This window comes from Enterococcus sp. DIV1208, from assembly GCF_050530455.1.
GTDB classification, from domain to species: domain Bacteria; phylum Bacillota; class Bacilli; order Lactobacillales; family Enterococcaceae; genus Enterococcus_B; species Enterococcus_B hirae.
Window position 1 is genome coordinate 559,348 of record NZ_CP172887.1, and the last position, 19,377, is coordinate 578,724.

The following is a 19,377-nucleotide window of genomic DNA, read 5'->3' on the forward strand; positions in this document are numbered from 1 at the left end:
AAAATTCTAGGGTTTTAATAAGGATGGGGAAATCTGTTGGTAGAAAAGGAGAGAAATGATGAGAACGAGAAAAGACAGCTATTTCAAGATAGTGATTTTATTCGTAGGATTAATGAGTATTTTACTGGGAATAGGGATGCAAAAATCATTTGCGGAGACGGTTGATTTTGCTTATACCGATTCTACGGGACAACGTTTAACAAATGGAACAGCAGTAGGGAATACCTATAATTATGATTATGGCCATGCACCAGAAGCCGTATTTGACGAAGAAAATTATGTTAATTACGCCGACCGTGCATATTTAAAAAAGAGTGTCAAAGAAGATAGCGAGACACAAGGTTTATTTGATGTCACGTTAGATGTGAAAGGCAACCAGATCGGAACACCGATTGATTTAGTTTTGGTGATCGATTATTCTTCCTCCATGACTGGCGAAAAATTAACCAATGCTTTAATCGGATTACAACAATTTGGCAATGAATTAGCGGATTCGTTAGCTAATGGGAATATCCGCGTGGGGATTGTAGCATACAATCGAGAGGTTTATTCAACAAATGGTTTTTCAAGTAATATGAATGACTTAGAGAACTTCTTGAAATATACCGCTGAGTCACATTCGGGAACATTTATGCAAAAAGGATTATTAGCAGGGCAACGGTTATTATTGGAGAAAAGTCGGCCAGAAGCGGAAAAACTATTTATTCATATTGGTGATGACAGTGCCAATCGTAGTTATCTTCCAGTACAAGGAGCGAAAGAGTATCCAAATGAGGGAGAGATCATTGATTATAATGGCTACCATACCGATCGTTATATTCAAGATTTTCAAACTGATTCTGACAAATACTATACGACGAACAGTAACCCTTCTGATCCCAATGCAATTTCTGTTAGTAGTTCAATTGTGACAGATGCGACCTTAGGAACGATTGTTTCTCTCAAGCATTCGGGTTTTACCTGTTATTCGATAGCGACAGCACCTTCTGCTCGAGGGGAATATATTGGGCGAAACTTAGCTTCTAAACCGCAACAATACCTTACAACCGATGAAAATCTAAGCGGTTTGGGTTCTGCCTTAACAGAGATCGCCAACCAAATTGATAAAACGATTCCTAATGGTACGATCACTGATCCTATGGGGCAAGACATTTTACTCCAAGGAGCGGGTGAGTTTAATGAACGCTCCTATCAATTAGTCGGTTGGCGAAAAAATGAACAAGGAAATTGGGAACAAGCCAATGATGTAGTGGCTGATGTAGTTGTATCGGAAGCGAACCAAACGATTACGATTGCAAATATTGCATTAGGGGAAAATGAACGGCTTACGTGTACCTATCAAGTCCGTTTAAACACTGAAAATACTCATTTTAAAGGCGAAACTTGGTATTTGTGTAATGGACGGACAACGTTAGCACCAACAAATGAAAGTGAATTACTTGATTTTCCAATCCCTTCAATCAAGGCACCGACAACCACAATCCAAGTAGCAAAAAAATGGAAAAATGTAGCGGCATCCGAGATCCCAGAGACTATTGACTATGTGATTAGCAGGAGTTCGGTCGTTGATCCTACGAGTTGGCAAAGTTCAGCGGTGCTTTCTTTAAGAAAACAAGATAATTATCAAGCGACGATCAAGGAACTGCCAGTGGGCAACGAAAAAGCGGTCTTACCAAAATACAATAATCAAGGAGAAGACTTTACTTATCAAGTAGCGGAAGTGAATGTACCTGATGAGTTTGAGAGTACCGTAACCAATAATGGCAATTCTTTTGTGATCACGAATACGAAAAAAACGACCGAACCAAGCACAACGGAACCAAGCACAACGGAACCAAGCACAACGGAACCAAGCACCACAGAATCAAGTATGACCGAATCAAGCGCCATCGACTTAAGAAACTCTGGACCAAGTACAACTAAAAAAGAGGCGATGCTCCAGATTGCTTCTGAATCTTCGACTGATTCTGAAGCGGAACAGTTACCAAAAACAAATGAACATTCCTCATCCATTCTGGTCTTTCTGGGAACGATGATCGTCGGATCGGTGGGTTATTATTTGATTCGTAAAATAAGATAGCCAATCAGCTGGTGTAGCTCAGAATGTCTGAAACTAGATGTTCTGAGTTTTTTTGTGCTATAGTTTAGTCAAAGTCATGTTGTGAAACGAAGGGGGAAACAGGATGAAAAAAGCGTTGTTGGTCGTTAATCCAAGTTCTGGAGGAGAACAAGCACAAGAATATGAAAAACTGGCCCATCAAAAGTTAACCACGATGTTTGATGAAGTCGTTGTTCTTCATACGAAAAAAGCTGGAGATGCCAAGAATTTTACTCGAGAAGCAGCAGTGGATAGATACCACAGCGTGTTTGTTATGGGTGGAGATGGTACTGTTAATGAAGGAATCAATGGGATCGCTGAACAAGCACATCGTCCAAATTTTGGTTTTATTCCGTTAGGGACAGTCAACGACTTAGCCCGTGCTTTAGGCATACCGTTAGAACCCGAAGAAGCTATCGCTCATCTTTCAATGGATGCGTTGCAACCATTAGATATTGGGAAAATCAATGACCAATATTTTATGAATGTCGTGGCGATTGGAACCATTCCTGAGTCAATCAATGATGTAGATCCAGAAAAGAAAACAAAATATGGTAAGTTTGCTTACTTTATCTCAGGAATCAAGCAATTGGCTGGAACCCAATCTTATAAATTCCAGTTAGTCATTGATGGGCAGGAAAAACAAATTGAAAGTAGTACATTGCTGGTAGGATTAACTAATTCAATTGGTGGTTTTGAAACGTTGATACCTAATGCTAAAGTAAATGATGGCAAATTGCACTTGGTTTATTTAAAAGACACTTCATTGTTAGATACGTTAAAAACATTGCCTGATTTGTTAAAAGGTGTTGATTCTTCTACCGATCATCTGGCTTATCAAACCTGTGAAACGATCCAGATTGCTTTGAATGAAGACCAAGAATTGGCAACAAATGTGGATGGTGATGAAGGTGTCAAGCTGCCTGTCACACTAAAAGTTCTTCCTTCACATCTGATGATTTATTGTTGAGAAACGAGGGGGAGGATCATCTTTCTAAGCTGTTGATCTGAGTCATAGTCTTTGTTTTGAACAGTAGGTCCCCCTGTCATCTGATGTCGATTTTAAGCGGATCTGAGAATCTGGTGAGACAGAGGCTGTGAATAAAGTTGGAATAATAAACTGAAAAACAGCCAGGATGAGGTTGAGGCAAGGTTTGGCTCAGTCTCGTTCTGGCTGTTTTTGGTTAGTTCTATTTAGCTGATTTAGTTAGAAGGACGAAAAAGCATTTCTCCTGAAAAAATGAAGGAGTCTCTTAATCTAATGCTTCGATAAAGCGTTGAGTAATTTCTTGAGGGCGTGTGATCGCGCCACCTACAACGATGCCAGCTACGCCTAAATCTTTGACTTGTTTGGCTTGTTGTGGCGTGTGGATCCGACCTTCTGCAATAACGCATATATCAGCTTGGATCAGTTCTTGGATGAGTGGGAGATCAGGACCAGCTTGTTTCACACTTTCTTCTGTATAGCCGCTTAAAGTTGTCCCCACAAAATCAACTCCTGCTTCGTAAGCATTCTTTCCTTCTTCAAAAGTGGCGATATCAGCCATCAATAATTGCTGTGGATATTTTTCTTTGACTTTAGCAATGAATTCATTGATGTTCAGACCATCGTGGCGTTTGCGTAAAGTACAATCCAAAGCGATAACTTCAACCCCTGTGGCTACTAGTTCATCAACTTCCCGCATGGTTGCTGTAATAAATGGTGCTTCAGGGGGATAATCACGTTTAATGATACCAATGATCGGCAAGGAAACTTTTTCTTTGATTGCCATAATATCTCGTACTGAGTTCGCACGGATACCAACAGCTCCTGCTTTTTCAGCAGCTAAAGCAAAATAAGGCATCAAACTACCTTCTTCTGTATAAAAAGGTTCTCCAGGTAAGGCTTGGCAGGAAACGATCAGCCCACCAGCAATTTTTTCTAAGAATAATTGTTTGTCCATTCTGTTTTTCTCCTTTATAGTTTTTTCTCAGTTTCACAAAAACGTTTCGCAAAGAGCTAAGGCTATGCGAATGGTAGCAAAAAAGTGATTACTTAGATAACGGTCATCTAAGATAAATTGCTTGCTCAAACAAATAAGCGGTTTAGAAAAACGCTTTATTTTTTGACTACAAAATAAGTGTAGCGATTTCGTAATTATTGAGCAAGTGATAGTTCTCAAAAACAGCGTAGATCAGTTGAGTGAATGAATTGACATAAAAAAACAAAAGTTCTTGCTTTTTTCTTGATTTTTATATATGATTTTAACAATTTAGGGTAAAAATGAAAGAAAAGGGGTAACAAAAATGACGAAGTATCAACGGAAGGTTTTATTAGCAACATCATCAGGGATTGCATTAGAGAATATGGATATCATGTTCCTAGCTTTTTCTTTATCTTCAATGATTGCAACTTTTCATATTAGTGGAACACAAGCGGGAATGATTGCGACGATCACTAATCTGGGGATGCTCGTTGGAGGTATTTTTTTTGGTCTGATGGCGGATAAATATGGTCGAGTAAAGGTGTTCTCTCAAACGGTTATCTTATTTTCAATTGCTTCATTATTGATGTATTTTTCTTCAACGATTTATTTAGTCTACTTGTTTCGGTTTATTGCCGGAATCGGGGCTGGGGGCGAGTATGGCGCTTGTATGTCTTTGATCTCTGAAACTTTTTCAAAAAAACAAATTGGACGAGCTTCGTCCATTGCTGGTATTGGAGCCCAAGTAGGCGCGGCTCTCGCTGCTATTTTGGCGGCAATCGTCATTCCATGGCTCGGGTGGCGCATGCTATATGTGATTGGTGTATTACCCGTATTATTAGTTTTAGTCATCCGACATGGTTTAAAAGAACCGGAGGCATTTCAAGCTGCGAAAGCAACTAAAAAGGCGACAAAGTTACGTAATCTATTTGAAACAAAACAACTTACTTGGCAGACGATTGGCTTGAGTACCATGGTGACTGTCCAAATTGCTGGTTATTTTGGTTTGATGAATTGGTTACCTTCGATCATGCAAGCACAACTAGGATTATCCGTTTCAGGTTCGTCTTTATGGATGGTGAGTACGATTGTGGGGATGTCATTAGGTATGTTGACTTTTGGGATCATCATGGATAAATTAGGTCCCAGAACAGCCTTTACTTTATTCTTGATTTGTTCAGCGCTCTCGGTCTTCTTACTCGTTTTAGCTCGTAGTCAATGGAGTTTAGTAGCAGCAGCGGTGGTTGTTGGTTACTTTATCAATGGCATGTATGGCGGCTATGGTGCAATCATTAGTAGCCTGTATCCTACTGAGATCCGTGCAACAGCCAATAACTTTATTATGAATTTAGGTAGAGCTGTAGGTGGATTTTCTTCGATCATTATTGGCTTTTTGATGGATCATTATCAATTATCTGCTGTGATTATTTTTCTAAGTAGTATTTATCTTGTCAGTCTAGTGGTCTTGTGGACACTTACTGGTGTAAAAGAATTAAAATTCAGCTTACAAGAATAACATCCATTGGTGTAAGTTATCAGTGGATAAGTAACATTCGTTATCATTTTGCTTTATAAAAAGATCGTTAAATAAATACGTATATTTTATTTTATCTAGGTAAATATACTTATTTTCTATTAAAAACATGGTATGATTATTAGTAATCGAATAAAGAAATAGGTGAATGTTCATGGATAGTATGGCGAAAGTCAATCAATTTAGAGACGAAAGAAATTGGCGACAATTTCATAACGAAAAAGATCTTGCAATTTCTATTTCCTTAGAAGCTTCTGAATTACTGGAGCTTTTTCAATGGAAGCAACCAGAAGAAGTGAAGGAAACATCATTAGAGCGGATCAAAGAAGAACTGGCAGATGTCTTGATCTATTCTTACATGATGGCTGACAATTTACAGTTGGATCTTGATGAAATTATTGAAGAAAAATTAGCAAAAAATAAATTGAAATATCCAGTAGAAGCAAGTCGAGGACAACGAAAGAAATATACAGAACTTTAAGTGTGAAACTACAGGTTGCGTTTATTTTAGCTAAATAAGGGAGGCAAGTGAATGAAGGAAAAACCAAGCAAAGGTCGAGTAAAAAGATGGATCGCCAATTTTTTCTTATTTTTACTATTATTGGTTGGCTTAGCGTTAATTTTTAATGAACAGATCAAAGATTATTTTGTTAAAAATACCGGAGATAAATACGCAATTGCCAATGTGACAAAAGATGAAATTAAGAAAAACAACGAAAAAGAGGCAAGTTTTGATTTTGATGCAGTGGAGTCAATGAGTACGGAAAGTGTGTTGCGTGCCCAACTGAATCGAACAGACTTACCAGTTATTGGTAGTATTGCTGTTCCTTCTGTGGCAATCAATATCCCGATTTTTAGAGGTTTAGATAATGCGAACTTGCTTTATGGTGCGGGGACATTAGATCCTAATCAGCAAATGGGAAAAGGAAATTATGCTTTAGCGAGTCATCGTTCGAGCAATCCACAACTATTATTTACGCCACTAGAAAATTTATCATTAGGAGATAAAATCTATTTGGTAGATTTGGAAAATGTCTATACGTATAAAGCAACCTTTAAAGAAAAAGTGGCACCGACGGAGACCCAGCTGTTAAATATCCAAGAAGGAAAATCGCTCGTTACGTTGATTACGTGCGGAGATATGAATGCGGTGACTCGATTAGTCGTTCAAGGAGAATTAGAGAAGGTTACACCAATGAAAAAAGCGACGAAAGAAATGAAGGCAGCATTCAATATGGAAACACGAACATTTTAGACGAAAATAGTTAATGAAAAACCGACGATTGCTAGTTCGCTCGAATAGCTAATAGTTTTCGTCGGTTTTTTAATTTCTCATTTTTACAATTACTAAAAAAAAAAAGTTGAAAAGGCTTGCAAAAAATAAAAGAAGGGTGCTATGCTTGGTTCAGATAATCGATGGATTGTTACTGCTCGGCAGGCAAAACCAGAATTCAACCTAAAGTACAGGGGGATTCTAGGTTTTTTTATTTTTTTATGAGAGGGCGAGGGAAAATGGTTATTGAAAAAGTCTTAAATAATAACGTCGTCATTTCAAAAAACGAACGAGGTGAAGAGATTATCTGTATGGGCAAAGGCCTCGCGTTTCAAAAAAGACCTGGTGATAGGATTGATAAAACAGCAGTTCAAAAAGAATTTGTTTTAAAAGATTCCTTAGCAACCAATCAATTTCAACAGCTGATGGCGGATGTCCCATTAGAAGAAGTAGAATTAGTCAAACAGATCGTTGATGTGGCGGAAGAACGATTAGGCGTTTCGTTGTCGTCAAATATTTATTTGACATTGACCGATCATATTCATTATGCGATTTGTCGAGCGAACGAAAATATCCAGTTACCAAATCCGCTTCTTTTTGAAACAAAGAAATTTTATCCGAAAGAATACTTGGTGGCCAAAGAAGTATTGCAATTGATCCAGAGAAAAGTTGGAGTCAGTCTGCCGATTGACGAAGCAGGATTTATCGCTTTTCATTTAGTGAATAGCCAACAAGGAAATGGGGATATGCAAGTCACGATGACTGCAACGACGATCGTTAGAGATATTCTCAGCATTATTAGTAAGTTCTTTGGTGTGACATTTGACGAGGAATCGTTGAATTACCAACGAATCATTACCCATTTACAATTTTTTACACAACGCTATTTAAAGGGCGAAAGTTCGGATGAGCAGGATGAATTTCTCTATGCGCTTGTTCAAGGGAAATATCCAAAAGCCTTTCGCTGTTCGGAACGGATCAATGACTATCTCTTAAAAACACAACAGGAACCAATGGGAGTCGCAGAACAAATCTATTTAACGATTCACATCCAACGTGTAGTGAGTGAAAAACAAAGTACCCAATCTTAAGGATTGTTACTGGTAAAGCAGGCAAAACCTAGATTGAAAAATAGGGCACGAATTTTCGTGACCGTTTTTTCAATCTAGGTTTTTTATTTGATTAAATCAACTAGAAAGAAGGAAAAGAAGATGGATAATCAAGCAGTTGGTAAAAGAGTATGGGAGGCAGTCGGAGGCGAAAAGAACGTTAATAGTTTAGTACATTGTGCGACACGTTTACGTTTCAAATTAAAAGATGAATCGGTCGCAGATACACAAAAGTTAAAACAGGATCCAGATGTGATTCAAGTAGTACAAAGTGGTGGTCAGTACCAAGTAGTTATCGGTAGTAATGTGGCTGACGTTTACCAAGCAATCGTTGATGAGCAAGGTCTGACAGATCAATCGGGAACAGAGGATCAGTCAAAAAATCCTTTGAATCGCTTGATTGATATTATTTCTAGTATTTTCACGCCATTTTTAGGCGCAATGGCAGCTGCAGGGATCTTAAAAGGATTTTTATCTTTGGCAACGGTGTTAGGGTGGCTTTCAGCGGATACTGGGGCTTACCAAATTCTATTTGCAGCCGCAGATGGTGTCTTTACCTTTTTACCAGTGATGTTAGCTTTTACTGCAGCCAAAAAATTCAAAACGAACCAATTTTTATCTGTGGCAATTGCTATGGCGTTAGTTTATCCAGCAATCACGCAACTAGCTGGAGCTGGAGGGGCAGTGGATTTCTTTGGATTACCAATCGTGTTAGCTCAATCAGGTTACACATCTTCAGTGATTCCGATCATTTTGGCTGTTTGGGTCCAAAGCAAATTTGAACCGCTGGTGAAAAAAGTGATTCCACAATTTTTACAAATGATTTTTGTACCAATGATCGTTTTATTGGTGATGGTGCCATTAACTTTCTTACTGTTAGGTCCAATCGGGACAGTTATCGGTAATGGGTTAGGTAGTCTATTTAATTCGATTTACAGCTTTAGTCCATTAGTTGCGGGCTTGATTATGGGAAGTTTATGGCAAGTGTTCGTAATGTTTGGGATGCACTGGGGCTTTGTACCGATCATGTTCTTGAATATTGAACAATATGGGTTTGACGTCATGGTTCCAATGCTTTTACCAGCCGTTTTAGCTCAAGGTGGTGCAGCCTTAGCAGTGGCGATTCGGACCAAAGATACTAAGCTTCGTTCATTAGGTATTTCATCTACAATTACCTCACTTTTTGGCATTACGGAACCAACTGTTTATGGGGTAACTTTACCGTTAAAGAAACCGTTTGTCGTTGCTTGTCTGTCAGCCGGTATCGGAGGCGCAATGATTGGTTTTGCTGGTGTGAAAGCTTTCTCTAGCGGGTTAGTAAGCTTGTTAACGATCCCAACGTTTATTAGTACGAACCAAGCAGTTGAATCCAATGTGACCATGGCAATCCTTGCGACAGCTCTTTCATTTGTCTTAGCATTCGTAGGTACGATGATCGTTGGATTTGATGAAACCGTCCAAGATGAAAAACTAGAAACAAATCAACAAACAACAGCAGGTGACACGATTAGTTCTGCTCGACATAATCTAAAAAGTCCTTTAAGCGGGAAAGTCCTGCCATTATCTGATGTTCCGGATAAAGTTTTCTCTTCTGGAGCGATGGGAAAAGGGCTTGCGATTGATCCGGAAAAAGGTGAATTGATTGCGCCAGCAGATGGGGAGATCACGACCATTTTCCCAACAGGTCATGCGGTTGGTTTAACAACGAAAGATGGGATTGAAATCTTGATGCATATCGGTATGGATACCGTTGAGCTTGAAGGACAAGGGTTTGAGACTTTTGTAAAACAAGGGGATCAAGTAAAAGCTGGTGATTTATTGGTTCGATTTGATATTGAAGCGATTAAAGCCGCTGGATACAGTGTGATCACGCCAATCGTTATTACAAATACGGAACATTTTGCTGATGTGTTGGAATTAAATCAAGAAGAACTGATTGCTAGTGAAGATTTTCTAGCAATTGTCAAATAAGGAGGAAATAGCAGATGACTACAAAGTTTTCAAAAGATTTTTTATGGGGTGGCGCTACAGCTGCCAATCAATTAGAAGGTGCTTACGATCAAGATGGGAAAGGGCTCTCAGTTGCTGATGCGATGCCTGGGGGGAAACAACGATTTGCAGTTATTGGCAGTGAAGACTTTGATTGGACGATCCAACCAGATAAATATACCTATCCTAACCATCAAGGGATCGATCATTATTATCGGTTTAAAGAAGACATTGCGCTTTTTGCTGAAATGGGCTTTAAATGTTATCGTTTCTCCATTGCTTGGACTCGGATTTTCCCTCAAGGAGACGAAGTAACACCGAATGAGAAAGGCTTAACGTTTTATGAAGAAGTGATTGATGAATGTTTGAAATATGGGATTGAACCTGTGATCACGATTTCCCATTACGAGATGCCATTAAATCTAGCAAAAAAATATGGCGGATGGAAAAACCGAGAACTGATTGAATTTTACGAACGCTTTGCTAAAGTGGTGCTTGAACGATTCAGCGATAAAGTCAAATATTGGATGACGTTCAATGAGATCAATTCAGCTTTTCATTTTCCAGCTTTGAGTCAAGGATTAGTAAAAAGTAATGGTGCAGCTGATTATCAAAATATCTTCCAAGCATGGCATAACCAATTTGTAGCAAGTAGTAAAGCAGTAAAAATCGCTCATGAATTACGGGAGGATAGCCAAGTGGGTTGTATGATTATCTATGCAACGACGTATAGCATAGATGCTAATCCAATCAATCAAGTAGCTACATTGATCCAGAACCAAGAATTTAATTTCTTCTGTGCGGATGTTCAAGTACGGGGCAAATACCCGGCATACACAAACCGCACGTATGAAAAATATGGCGTAGATAGTGCCAAATTAGAACAAACGACTGAAGATTTTGAGTTGTTGCAAGCATATCCAGTCGACTATATCGGTTTCAGCTATTATATGTCTACTGCAGTCAACAAAACGGACCCAGATGCAGCGGCCTCAGCCGGTAATCTTTTAGGTGGAGTTAAAAATCCGTTCTTAGAAGCCAGTGAATGGGGATGGCAGATTGATCCAGAAGGTTTACGGATTGCATTAAACGAGTTGTACAACCGTTACGAAAAACCATTGTTTATTGTTGAAAATGGGTTAGGCGCAATTGATAAGGTAGAAGAAGACGGGCGCATCAATGACGATTACCGTATTGATTACTTACGTCGGCATATCGAAGCAATGGGAGAAGCTGTGGCTGATGGAGTAGAACTCATGGGATATACGCCATGGGGATGTATTGATCTGGTAAGTGCTTCGACTGGTGAAATGAGTAAACGTTATGGATTTATCTATGTTGATTTGGATGATGAAGGGAACGGAACCAAAAATCGTTCAAAGAAAAAATCTTTTGAGTGGTATCAAAAAGTCATTGCCACCAATGGAGAAGAACTGTAAGTTTGTATTCATGATAGAACCGTTGTTTACTAAGAAATTAAGAATAGTTCATTTCTGATAAAGAAAATAAGGTCATTTTTGACAAATCACTGTCGAAAATGATCTTTTTTTCTATTTGATCGAGCGATTCATTTTACTCTCGTTGTTCTAAAGAAAAAAATCACGAGATGTGGGAAAGTCTCACTTGTATGATTTGTCATAGAATGATAAAAAAATATCGGTTATTTTAAAATAATCATAGGGATTAGGAAGGGAAGATGATATAATCTAGAATGAAAATGTGAAATAAATCACTATTGTTTTTGAAAAAATATGGGAAGTGTGGGTTTGAACATCTATGTATACACCAGAAGAAATTATGGATATCAGTATCCATCTTGGAACGAAAAAGATCCAAAAGCCAATTCTTGCGAAAATGATTCTAGGTTTTATCGGAGGAGCAATGATCTCGTTAGGTTATTTAGCCTACATCAGAGTTTCAGCTTCGATTCCAGAATCACTGGCGAGTTTAACTAGTTTAGTAGGGGCGGCTGTGTTTCCTATCGGACTATTGGTGATCCTGCTTGGTGGCGGGGAATTGATTACTGGAAATATGATGGCGGTTGCAATTGCTTTTATGGATAAAAAAGTAACTTTTTCACAATTAGTTAAAAATTGGACAATTATCACGTTAGCTAATATCGTGGGTGCCATTTTTGTTGCATATTTCTTTGGACACTTTGTCGGATTGACTCATTCAGGCGTTTATTTGGACCAAGTCATCCATATTGCTGATCATAAGATCGAAGCTTCTTGGTGGCAAGCACTTGGTTCGGGAATCGGTTGTAACTGGTTTGTCGGCTTAGCATTATGGCTATCCTATGGAGCAAAAGATGCAGCTGGAAAAGTATTGACTATTTGGTTTCCCGTAATGATTTTTGTTGCCATTGGCTTTCAGCATAGTGTGGCTAACTGCTTTGTGATCCCAGCCGCAATTTTTGAAGGACAAGCAACTTGGACAGAATTTCTCTTGAATTTTATCCCAGTTTATATCGGTAATATTGTCGGCGGTGCAATATTCGTATCAGGATTTTACTATGCAAGCTATAAGCATCATTGAAATAAGCATGTTGAACGATAAGTTAGAAGCCTAATAAGAACATCGAAGTTTGCGTTTTGCTTACTTTGGTGTTTTTTGTAACTGATAAAATAATTTCTTCCTATTATAATTTTATAGATAAAAAAGAAGAACTATTGTCTCAATCCTCAATCCACCAACATAGCTAATCCATGGCGTTTATATTCTTTTTTTATTTTATATGTGCTATGATTCTAGTAATAAAATCGAAAGGTGAAGTTATGAAAAGGACACGTGTACTATACCTAGAAGTTGCAGACAAGATCAAAGAAGATATCTTTTCAGGAAAGTATCCTGTCGGCACCATGTTGCCTACAGAAAATGAATTAGAAGAAATGTTTCAAGTAAGTAAGATCACGGTTCGTAAGGCCATTGAATTATTAGCAACAGATGAATATGTCGAAAAGAAAAGCGGACGAGGGACGACGGTAGTAAGTAATCGTCCATACAATCGTTTGTCAAAAGCGGCAAGTTTTACACAGATTCTAGAAAACTCACAACATACAGTTCACAAAGAAACGTTGGAATTAAAGAAAATCACTTTAAAAAAAGATCACCCATTATTTGCCTCTTTTGGTTCAACGGCTGTCTGTTTTAAGCGATTATACTACTTAAACGACCGTCCTTATATTTACTTTACGCATTATCTGCCAAGTGATTTGTTAGAAATCAAGCGCAAAGTATTTGATGAAGAGTCTTTATATCGTTTATTGACCCAAAAAGGTTATGCCATCGACTCCTTTGCCGATGATTTTTCCGCTGTGTTTCTAACAAAGGATGAACGGGAAATTTTAAAAACTACCTCAGAAATCGCGATTAAAAGAACGCGACAATCAAAGACTCACTTGGGGAAAACAATCGAATATTCAGAAGCAATTTACGAGACCAATCTGCATCCTTATCATATCGACTATGAAACATAAGGTTGTTTGAACGATGTTCTGCTTCAAGTAATAACGGCGAGCCTTAGAAAATAGCTTTTCATATTTTGTAAGGCTCGCCGTTATTACCGCAGAAGCAATCGTTCAAACACCGTCTATCAGGAGGTAAAGGTCCCAGGTTAAAGACTCACCAGAAAATAGCTTTTCATATTTTGTAAGTACGCTCGTTATTACCGCAGAAGCAACCTTTTAAACACCGTCTATCAGGAGGTAAAAGCCTGAGGTTAAAGGCTTACCAGAAAATAGCTTTTCATATTTTGTAAGGCACGCCGTTATTACCGCAGAAGCCATCAGATACATGGGTCAAGATATTCGCAGGTGGTTTCTTGTGATGGGGGAAAGATTGTGTATTTTTAGGATTAGCTTCCTTAGAGAGTAGAAAAATTTTTACTATTTATAGAAATCGTTTACAAAGTTAGCATAATATGGTACGATCACTTTGATAAACATTATAATGTTATAAAAGAAGAGAGCGGTAATGGATAAGTTTGTAGGATTGATTGAACAAAAGATTATGCCAGTAGCTAACCGAATTGGAACACAGAGGCACATGACGGCAATTAGAAAAGGAATTATTGCAACGATGCCACTAACGATCGTCGGTTCATTTTTTACGATTTTACTGAACATTCCGATTGAATCTGTGGCAGCAGTGATTGAACCCTATCGGCAAATTTTGGATATTCCTTTTCGTTATACGATAGGGATTTTGGCATTATACGCAACATTTGGGATTGCTTCATCATTAGCAAAAAGTTATAAAGTTGATTCCTTGACGGCTGGTATATTAGCATTGATGTCTTTTCTGATCGTGGCAGCACCACCGACACAGGTATTAGAAGACTTGGAAGGAATCACAGCAGGACGTTATATCAATATTGCGAATCTAGGATCAGGTTCATTATTTGGTGCCATTGTTACAGCAATTATTTCTGTCGAGATTTATCGTTTCTTCATTGAAAAGAAAATTACAATCAAGATGCCTGATGGGGTGCCACCAGAAGTGACAAACTCTTTTGTTGCGTTGATTCCTGGAGCGGTGATTTTGATTTTCTTCTGGGTGATCCGACATATGCTTGGTTTTGATCTGAATGGGTTCTTAAGTGAGTTATTGATGCCGCTAAAAGGCATACTTGCAGGAAATAGTTTGTTTGGTGGTTTATTAACAGTCTTCTTGATTTGTTTTTTCTGGGTTCTTGGGATTCATGGCCCAGCCATTATGGGCCCAGTGATTCGCCCATTTTGGGATATTTCGATTGCTGAAAACATTGATGCTTTCAACGCTGGTGCGAATGCTCATAATATGCCGAATATTTTTACAGAACAGTTTTTACAGTGGTACGTGTGGATTGGTGGCGCAGGAACAACCTTGGCTTTAGTGGTTTTATTCATGTTCTCCAAATCAAAATATTTAAAGAGTTTAGGTCGATTATCGATTTTACCAGGACTATTCAACATCAATGAACCAATGATCTTCGGGGCACCGATTGTAATGAATCCGGTATTAGGGATTCCGTTCATTCTTGCACCGTTAGTAACGACTACTTTGTCATATGTCTTAACGGTTAGTGGTCTCATCCCAATGATGACGGCTCGGTTACCATTTGCTATTCCTTCGCCAATCGCCGCTTGGATGAGTACAAACTGGAGCGTAGCAGCTGGCGTGTTAGTTATTGCTAACTTCCTGATCACATTGGCTATTTATTATCCGTTCTTCAAAGTATTCGAAAAACAACAACTGGCTCGTGAAGCAGAAGAACAAGCGCAATAAGAAGCACCAATGGTGACGGGCGTTACCGAGGAACAAGCATAATAAAAAATGGAGGTTAGTGGCTATGAAACGTGCACTAGGGATTTCACTTTACCCAGATCATAGTGATCCAATCAAAGATCAAGAATATTTGCAATTAGCACAACGTTATGGGTTTACCCGTATTTTTATGAGTATGTTAGAAGTAACGGAAGATCCTCTGATCGTAAAACAAAAGTTTCAAAAATTGATTCATTTTGCGAAAGAATTGGGATTTGAAACGATTTTAGATGTTGCTCCCAACATTTTTGAACAGTTGGACATTTCGTATGACGACTTAAGTTTTTTCCACGAAACTGGTGCAGATGGAATCCGTCTTGATTTAGGATTTGACGGCGGAAAAGAAGCTTTGCTGTCATATAACCCTTATCATTTAGCGATTGAGTTGAATATGAGTGATGATGTTGCTTATTTGGATAATATTTTGTCTCATCAAGCAAATAAACCCTTTCTCTATGGGTGTCATAATTTTTATCCTCAAGAAGGAACAGGCTTACCTTACCGATTTTTTGAGTCTTGCAGCCAACGATTTAAAAAACAAGGGTTACGAACGGCTGCTTTTGTTTCTTCTCAGGTGGGAACAATCGGACCGTGGGATATCAATGATGGGTTGACTACGTTAGAGATGCACCGTCATTTACCGGTCCATGTAGCAGCAAAACATTTGTTTGCTACTGGGTTGATCGATGATGTCATTATTGGAAATGCCTACGCATCTGAAGAAGAGCTGCGTATGTTAGGGGAAATGGATCGCTATCAAACAGTATTTACGATCGAGTGGCAGACAGCTGCTCATGAAGTAGAACGACAAATTGTATTAGGAGAACAACATGTTCGTCGAGGGGATATCACTGAACAGGTTATTCGTTCCACTGAAGTTCGAAAAAAATATAAAGATGCAAAAAATGAAGCCCATGACAATGAAAATGAATTTCAAATTGGTGATGTAGTCATTGGAAATGATACATTTGGCAAATACAAAAATGAACTTCAAATTGTTTTAGAACCCCATCGGGATGCAAGGAAAAATAAAGTTGGTGCAATTGTACCAGAAGAACATCTCTTACTAGATTTTATCCACCCATGGTCGAAGTTCAAATTTATAGAAAAGTAGGCGTTGTGATGTTCGATTTAGTGATCAGAAATGCTCGTACACTAACTGGCGAAACAATGGATATTGGGATCAATGATGGAAAAATCCAGAAAATCGCAACAAGTATCCCAGAAAAAGGAAAAACAGAACAAACGTTGCAGGCAGGGCACTATCTTTCTGCTGGCTGGATCGATGACCATGTCCATTGTTTTGAGGAAATGACTTTATATTATGATTACCCAGACCAGATTGGTGTGAGTAAAGGGATAACAACGGTTATCGATGCAGGAACAACAGGTGCCGAAAATATCCATCAATTTTATGAACGAGCAAAAAAAGCCAAAACCAATGTGTATGCCTTGTTGAATATTTCAAAGTGGGGCATCGTAGAACAAGATGAATTAGCTGATTTATCCAAGACACAAGCGAATTTGGTCAAAGAAAAATTGACTGAATTTCCAGAATTTATCGTGGGAATCAAAGCTAGAATGAGCAAAACCGTGGTTGGGAATAATGGATTGACACCGCTGGAATGGGCGAAAAAAATTCAAAAAGAGAATCATCAAATTCCTTTGATGGTGCATATTGGCTCTGCCCCACCACATTTAGAAGAAATTTTGCAGCTTCTGGAAAAAGGCGATATCTTGACCCATTGTTTTAATGGGAAAGATAACGGGATTATGGAGAAAGAAACTCATCAGATTAAACCGTTTGTCAAAGATGCCTTAGCCAAAGGGGTGATTTTCGATATTGGTCATGGCACTGACAGTTTTAATTTTGAGGTGGCAAAAGCAGCCTATGACCAAGGAATCAAAGCGGACTCTATTAGCACGGATATCTATATTCGTAATCGAAAGAACGGCCCCGTTTACGATTTAGCGACAACGATGGAAAAATTGCATTTTATCGGCTATTCCTGGTCAGAAATTTTAGAAAAGGTAACTTGTGTGCCGGCTGAAAATTTCCATTTAGGAACGAAAGGTCAGATAGAAGTAGGTTTTGATGCGGATTTTACAATATTTGAATTTGTTGACCAAGAAAAGACGATTACTGACTCGAATGGGCAACAGCAAGTGATCGATCAACAAATCAAACCAGTTAGCGTAGTTATTGGGGGAAAGAGTTATGAGTGTAAGTTATGATAAATTCAATTTAAAAGAAGTGATCAATGCTTCAGGCCGGATGACGATTTTAGGTGTTTCCAAAGTATCGGAATCTGTTTTGGCAGCGCAACGCTTTGGCGGCGAACATTTTTTTGAAATGTCAGACCTGAGTGAAAAAACGGGTGCTTACCTGGCGAATCTCTTAGCAGTTGAGGATGTTCAGATCGTTTCTTGTGCTTCTGCAGGTATTGTTCAAGCAGTGGCAGCGGTTATTGGCAAAGGAAGTCTAACTCATGTTTATCATCCTTATTCAACAACTATCAAGAAAAAGGAAATTATTTTACCCAAAGGACACAATGTTGATTACGGCACATCCGTTGAATTAATGATTCAACAAGGTGGGGGGCAAGTAATCGAGGCAGGTTATGCCAATATGTGTAGCACTGAACATCTTGAAAGCTGTATCACTGAAAATACCGCAGCGATTCTTTATGTCAAAAGTCACCATACGGTTCAAAAAAGTATGTTGTCAGTAGAAGAAGCAGTAGCAGTTGCCCAAAAACATGAAATCCCGTTGATTGTTGATGCAGCAGCAGAAGAGGATTTATTCAAATACACTAAACTAGGAGCGGACCTAGTGATCTATTCGGGTGCAAAGGCGATCGAAGGTCCAAGTGCAGGAATGGTGATTGGAAAGAATCCTTATATACCATGGGTGCGATTACAATCAAAAGGGATCGGTCGTTCGATGAAAATCGGTAAAGAGAATATTTTAGGGTTTACTCAAGCGGTCACCGATTATCTTGAACATGGCAGTGAATCTGGTGAGTCAATGAAGCACCGTTTACAACCATTTGTTGAAGAGTTGAATCACATTGATCATTTGTCAGCAACTATTGTTCAAGATCCAGCTGGTCGAGAGATTTATCGAGCGAGTGTTAAAATCAGTGATCGTTCTGCACATTCAGTTATTCAGGCACTAAAAGAAAAAAATCCAGCAGTCTATACACGAGATTATCAAGCGAATCATGGTATCATTGAATTTGACATACGTTCGGTCAATCAAGAAGAAATGCAAAAAATCATTGTTCGCCTGCAAGAAATCATGAATGAAACAAAATTATCTTGAGTGAAAAAGGAGAGAAAAAAATGTCACGAATTCCTAACTATTTACACGATCAAGTTTGTTTGAATGTTTTAGCTAATTCTGTTGAAAATGCGGTGGAGTGTTATGAAGCAGCTGAAGGACATATTTTGTTAGGGGTGCTTTCAAAAAACTATAAAACAGACGAAGCAGCGATTGCTGACATGAAAAAGTATCAAGCAGCAACGAATAATGCGCTATCAGTTGGCTTGGGAGCAGGTGATCCAAACCAGAGTCAAATGGTGACTCGTTTGGCAAAAGTCTTGCAACCACAACATGTGAACCAAGTATTTACTGGAGTGGGTGCTTCACGAGCTGTGTTAGGTCAAAATGAAACAGTGGTCAATGGATTAGTTTCACCAACAGGTAAAGAAGGGTATGTCAATATTGCAACCGGTCCTTTAAGTTCTCAAGGTACAGCAGGCGTAGTCACGATTGAAACAGCGATTCGCTTACTGCAAGATATGGGAGGAACATCAATCAAGTATTTTCCAATGAAAGGGTTAGCACATCAAAAAGAGTATGAGGCGGTAGCGCAAGCTTGTGCCACTTATGATTTTGCATTAGAACCAACAGGAGGAATTGATTTAACCAACTTTGAAGAGATCCTTCAAATCGCTGTCGATGCCAAGGTGAAAAAGATTATTCCTCATGTCTACAGCTCGATTATTGACCCTGAAACGGGCAATACGAAGCCAGAGGATGTCCGGACATTACTACAAATCATGAAAAAAGTTGTCAGCTAAGATGAAAAAAGGTGAGA

Annotated in this window: 16 protein-coding genes; 15 read left to right on the forward strand and 1 reads right to left on the reverse strand. The window is 38.7% G+C overall.

Annotated elements, in window-relative coordinates:
- The first annotated feature begins 58 nt into the window (after window positions 1-58).
- Together IGK91_RS02605 and IGK91_RS02610 are read left to right on the forward strand one after the other, a co-directional pair.
- Window positions 59-2,080 carry a VWA domain-containing protein gene (locus IGK91_RS02605; protein ID WP_181934187.1) on the forward strand — a complete coding sequence of 674 codons (2,022 nt, stop codon included), beginning with the start codon at window positions 59-61 and terminating at the stop codon, window positions 2,078-2,080.
- 103 nt (window positions 2,081-2,183) lie between these two features.
- The gene (locus IGK91_RS02610) at window positions 2,184-3,068 is read left to right on the forward strand and encodes a diacylglycerol/lipid kinase family protein (RefSeq protein ID WP_010738355.1); all 885 of its coding nucleotides are present in this window, start codon (window positions 2,184-2,186) and stop codon (window positions 3,066-3,068) included.
- 283 nt (window positions 3,069-3,351) lie between these two features.
- Here the strand turns inward: IGK91_RS02610 and IGK91_RS02615 are convergent, their stop codons facing one another.
- The gene (locus IGK91_RS02615; RefSeq protein WP_010738354.1) at window positions 3,352-4,041 is read right to left on the reverse strand and encodes an N-acetylmannosamine-6-phosphate 2-epimerase; all 690 of its coding nucleotides are present in this window, start codon (window positions 4,039-4,041) and stop codon (window positions 3,352-3,354) included.
- Window positions 4,042-4,384: 343 nt separating this feature from the next.
- Between IGK91_RS02615 and IGK91_RS02620 the strand changes: the two genes are divergently transcribed.
- The 13 genes from IGK91_RS02620 to dagF all read left to right on the forward strand — a co-directional run bounded on the left by IGK91_RS02620 (window position 4,385) and on the right by dagF (window position 19,360).
- Complete coding sequence (locus tag IGK91_RS02620) at window positions 4,385-5,578, forward strand: MFS transporter (RefSeq protein WP_010738353.1); 1,194 nt, start codon at window positions 4,385-4,387, stop codon at window positions 5,576-5,578.
- A 172-nt stretch (window positions 5,579-5,750) separates the two neighbouring features.
- Entirely contained in the window at window positions 5,751-6,077 is a 327-nt protein-coding gene (locus IGK91_RS02625) for a nucleotide pyrophosphohydrolase (RefSeq protein WP_010719940.1), read from the forward strand.
- A gap of 51 nt (window positions 6,078-6,128) precedes the next feature.
- The gene (locus IGK91_RS02630; protein WP_010738352.1) at window positions 6,129-6,851 is read left to right on the forward strand and encodes a class A sortase; all 723 of its coding nucleotides are present in this window, start codon (window positions 6,129-6,131) and stop codon (window positions 6,849-6,851) included.
- A 257-nt stretch (window positions 6,852-7,108) separates the two neighbouring features.
- The gene (licT, locus tag IGK91_RS02635) at window positions 7,109-7,960 is read left to right on the forward strand and encodes a BglG family transcription antiterminator LicT (RefSeq protein WP_010738350.1); all 852 of its coding nucleotides are present in this window, start codon (window positions 7,109-7,111) and stop codon (window positions 7,958-7,960) included.
- Between the two features lie 120 nt (window positions 7,961-8,080).
- Window positions 8,081-9,949 (forward strand): beta-glucoside-specific PTS transporter subunit IIABC, encoded by a 1,869-nt coding sequence (locus IGK91_RS02640; protein WP_081122990.1) that lies wholly within the window; start codon window positions 8,081-8,083, stop codon window positions 9,947-9,949.
- A 14-nt stretch (window positions 9,950-9,963) separates the two neighbouring features.
- Window positions 9,964-11,406: a glycoside hydrolase family 1 protein gene (locus IGK91_RS02645; RefSeq protein WP_181934188.1), complete on the forward strand. Its 1,443-nt coding sequence runs from the start codon at window positions 9,964-9,966 to the stop codon at window positions 11,404-11,406.
- Window positions 11,407-11,743: 337 nt separating this feature from the next.
- Window positions 11,744-12,505: a formate/nitrite transporter family protein gene (locus IGK91_RS02650; protein ID WP_113803716.1), complete on the forward strand. Its 762-nt coding sequence runs from the start codon at window positions 11,744-11,746 to the stop codon at window positions 12,503-12,505.
- A 239-nt stretch (window positions 12,506-12,744) separates the two neighbouring features.
- Window positions 12,745-13,446: a GntR family transcriptional regulator gene (locus tag IGK91_RS02655; protein ID WP_010719934.1), complete on the forward strand. Its 702-nt coding sequence runs from the start codon at window positions 12,745-12,747 to the stop codon at window positions 13,444-13,446.
- 496 nt (window positions 13,447-13,942) lie between these two features.
- Window positions 13,943-15,235, forward strand: a complete 1,293-nt coding sequence (locus IGK91_RS02660; RefSeq protein WP_113803717.1) for a PTS sugar transporter subunit IIC — start codon at window positions 13,943-13,945, stop codon at window positions 15,233-15,235.
- Between the two features lie 64 nt (window positions 15,236-15,299).
- The gene (locus tag IGK91_RS02665) at window positions 15,300-16,388 is read left to right on the forward strand and encodes a DUF871 domain-containing protein (RefSeq protein ID WP_081122993.1); all 1,089 of its coding nucleotides are present in this window, start codon (window positions 15,300-15,302) and stop codon (window positions 16,386-16,388) included.
- 8 nt (window positions 16,389-16,396) lie between these two features.
- Window positions 16,397-17,509, forward strand: a complete 1,113-nt coding sequence (locus IGK91_RS02670) for an amidohydrolase/deacetylase family metallohydrolase (RefSeq protein WP_430605322.1) — start codon at window positions 16,397-16,399, stop codon at window positions 17,507-17,509.
- Window positions 17,493-18,599, forward strand: a complete 1,107-nt coding sequence (locus IGK91_RS02675) for a DgaE family pyridoxal phosphate-dependent ammonia lyase (protein WP_010738345.1) — start codon at window positions 17,493-17,495, stop codon at window positions 18,597-18,599. Before IGK91_RS02670 ends, IGK91_RS02675 begins: the two co-directional genes overlap by 17 nt.
- A 20-nt stretch (window positions 18,600-18,619) precedes the next feature.
- Entirely contained in the window at window positions 18,620-19,360 is a 741-nt protein-coding gene (gene dagF, locus IGK91_RS02680; protein WP_010738344.1) for a 2-dehydro-3-deoxy-phosphogluconate aldolase, read from the forward strand.
- Window positions 19,361-19,377 lie beyond the last annotated feature (17 nt).

Bases quoted from the DNA above. Each gene is read 5' to 3' on its own strand.
- IGK91_RS02605 (WP_181934187.1), top strand. From the start codon at position 59: ATGAGAACGAGAAAAGACAGCTATTTCAAGATAGTGATTTTATTCGTA.
- IGK91_RS02610 (WP_010738355.1), top strand. From the start codon at position 2,184: ATGAAAAAAGCGTTGTTGGTCGTTAATCCAAGTTCTGGAGGAGAACAA.
- IGK91_RS02615 (WP_010738354.1), bottom strand. From the start codon at position 4,041: ATGGACAAACAATTATTCTTAGAAAAAATTGCTGGTGGGCTGATCGTT.
- IGK91_RS02620 (WP_010738353.1), top strand. From the start codon at position 4,385: ATGACGAAGTATCAACGGAAGGTTTTATTAGCAACATCATCAGGGATT.
- IGK91_RS02625 (WP_010719940.1), top strand. From the start codon at position 5,751: ATGGATAGTATGGCGAAAGTCAATCAATTTAGAGACGAAAGAAATTGG.
- IGK91_RS02630 (WP_010738352.1), top strand. From the start codon at position 6,129: ATGAAGGAAAAACCAAGCAAAGGTCGAGTAAAAAGATGGATCGCCAAT.
- licT (WP_010738350.1), top strand. From the start codon at position 7,109: ATGGTTATTGAAAAAGTCTTAAATAATAACGTCGTCATTTCAAAAAAC.
- IGK91_RS02640 (WP_081122990.1), top strand. From the start codon at position 8,081: ATGGATAATCAAGCAGTTGGTAAAAGAGTATGGGAGGCAGTCGGAGGC.
- IGK91_RS02645 (WP_181934188.1), top strand. From the start codon at position 9,964: ATGACTACAAAGTTTTCAAAAGATTTTTTATGGGGTGGCGCTACAGCT.
- IGK91_RS02650 (WP_113803716.1), top strand. From the start codon at position 11,744: ATGTATACACCAGAAGAAATTATGGATATCAGTATCCATCTTGGAACG.
- IGK91_RS02655 (WP_010719934.1), top strand. From the start codon at position 12,745: ATGAAAAGGACACGTGTACTATACCTAGAAGTTGCAGACAAGATCAAA.
- IGK91_RS02660 (WP_113803717.1), top strand. From the start codon at position 13,943: ATGGATAAGTTTGTAGGATTGATTGAACAAAAGATTATGCCAGTAGCT.
- IGK91_RS02665 (WP_081122993.1), top strand. From the start codon at position 15,300: ATGAAACGTGCACTAGGGATTTCACTTTACCCAGATCATAGTGATCCA.
- IGK91_RS02670 (WP_430605322.1), top strand. From the start codon at position 16,397: ATGTTCGATTTAGTGATCAGAAATGCTCGTACACTAACTGGCGAAACA.
- IGK91_RS02675 (WP_010738345.1), top strand. From the start codon at position 17,493: ATGAGTGTAAGTTATGATAAATTCAATTTAAAAGAAGTGATCAATGCT.
- dagF (WP_010738344.1), top strand. From the start codon at position 18,620: ATGTCACGAATTCCTAACTATTTACACGATCAAGTTTGTTTGAATGTT.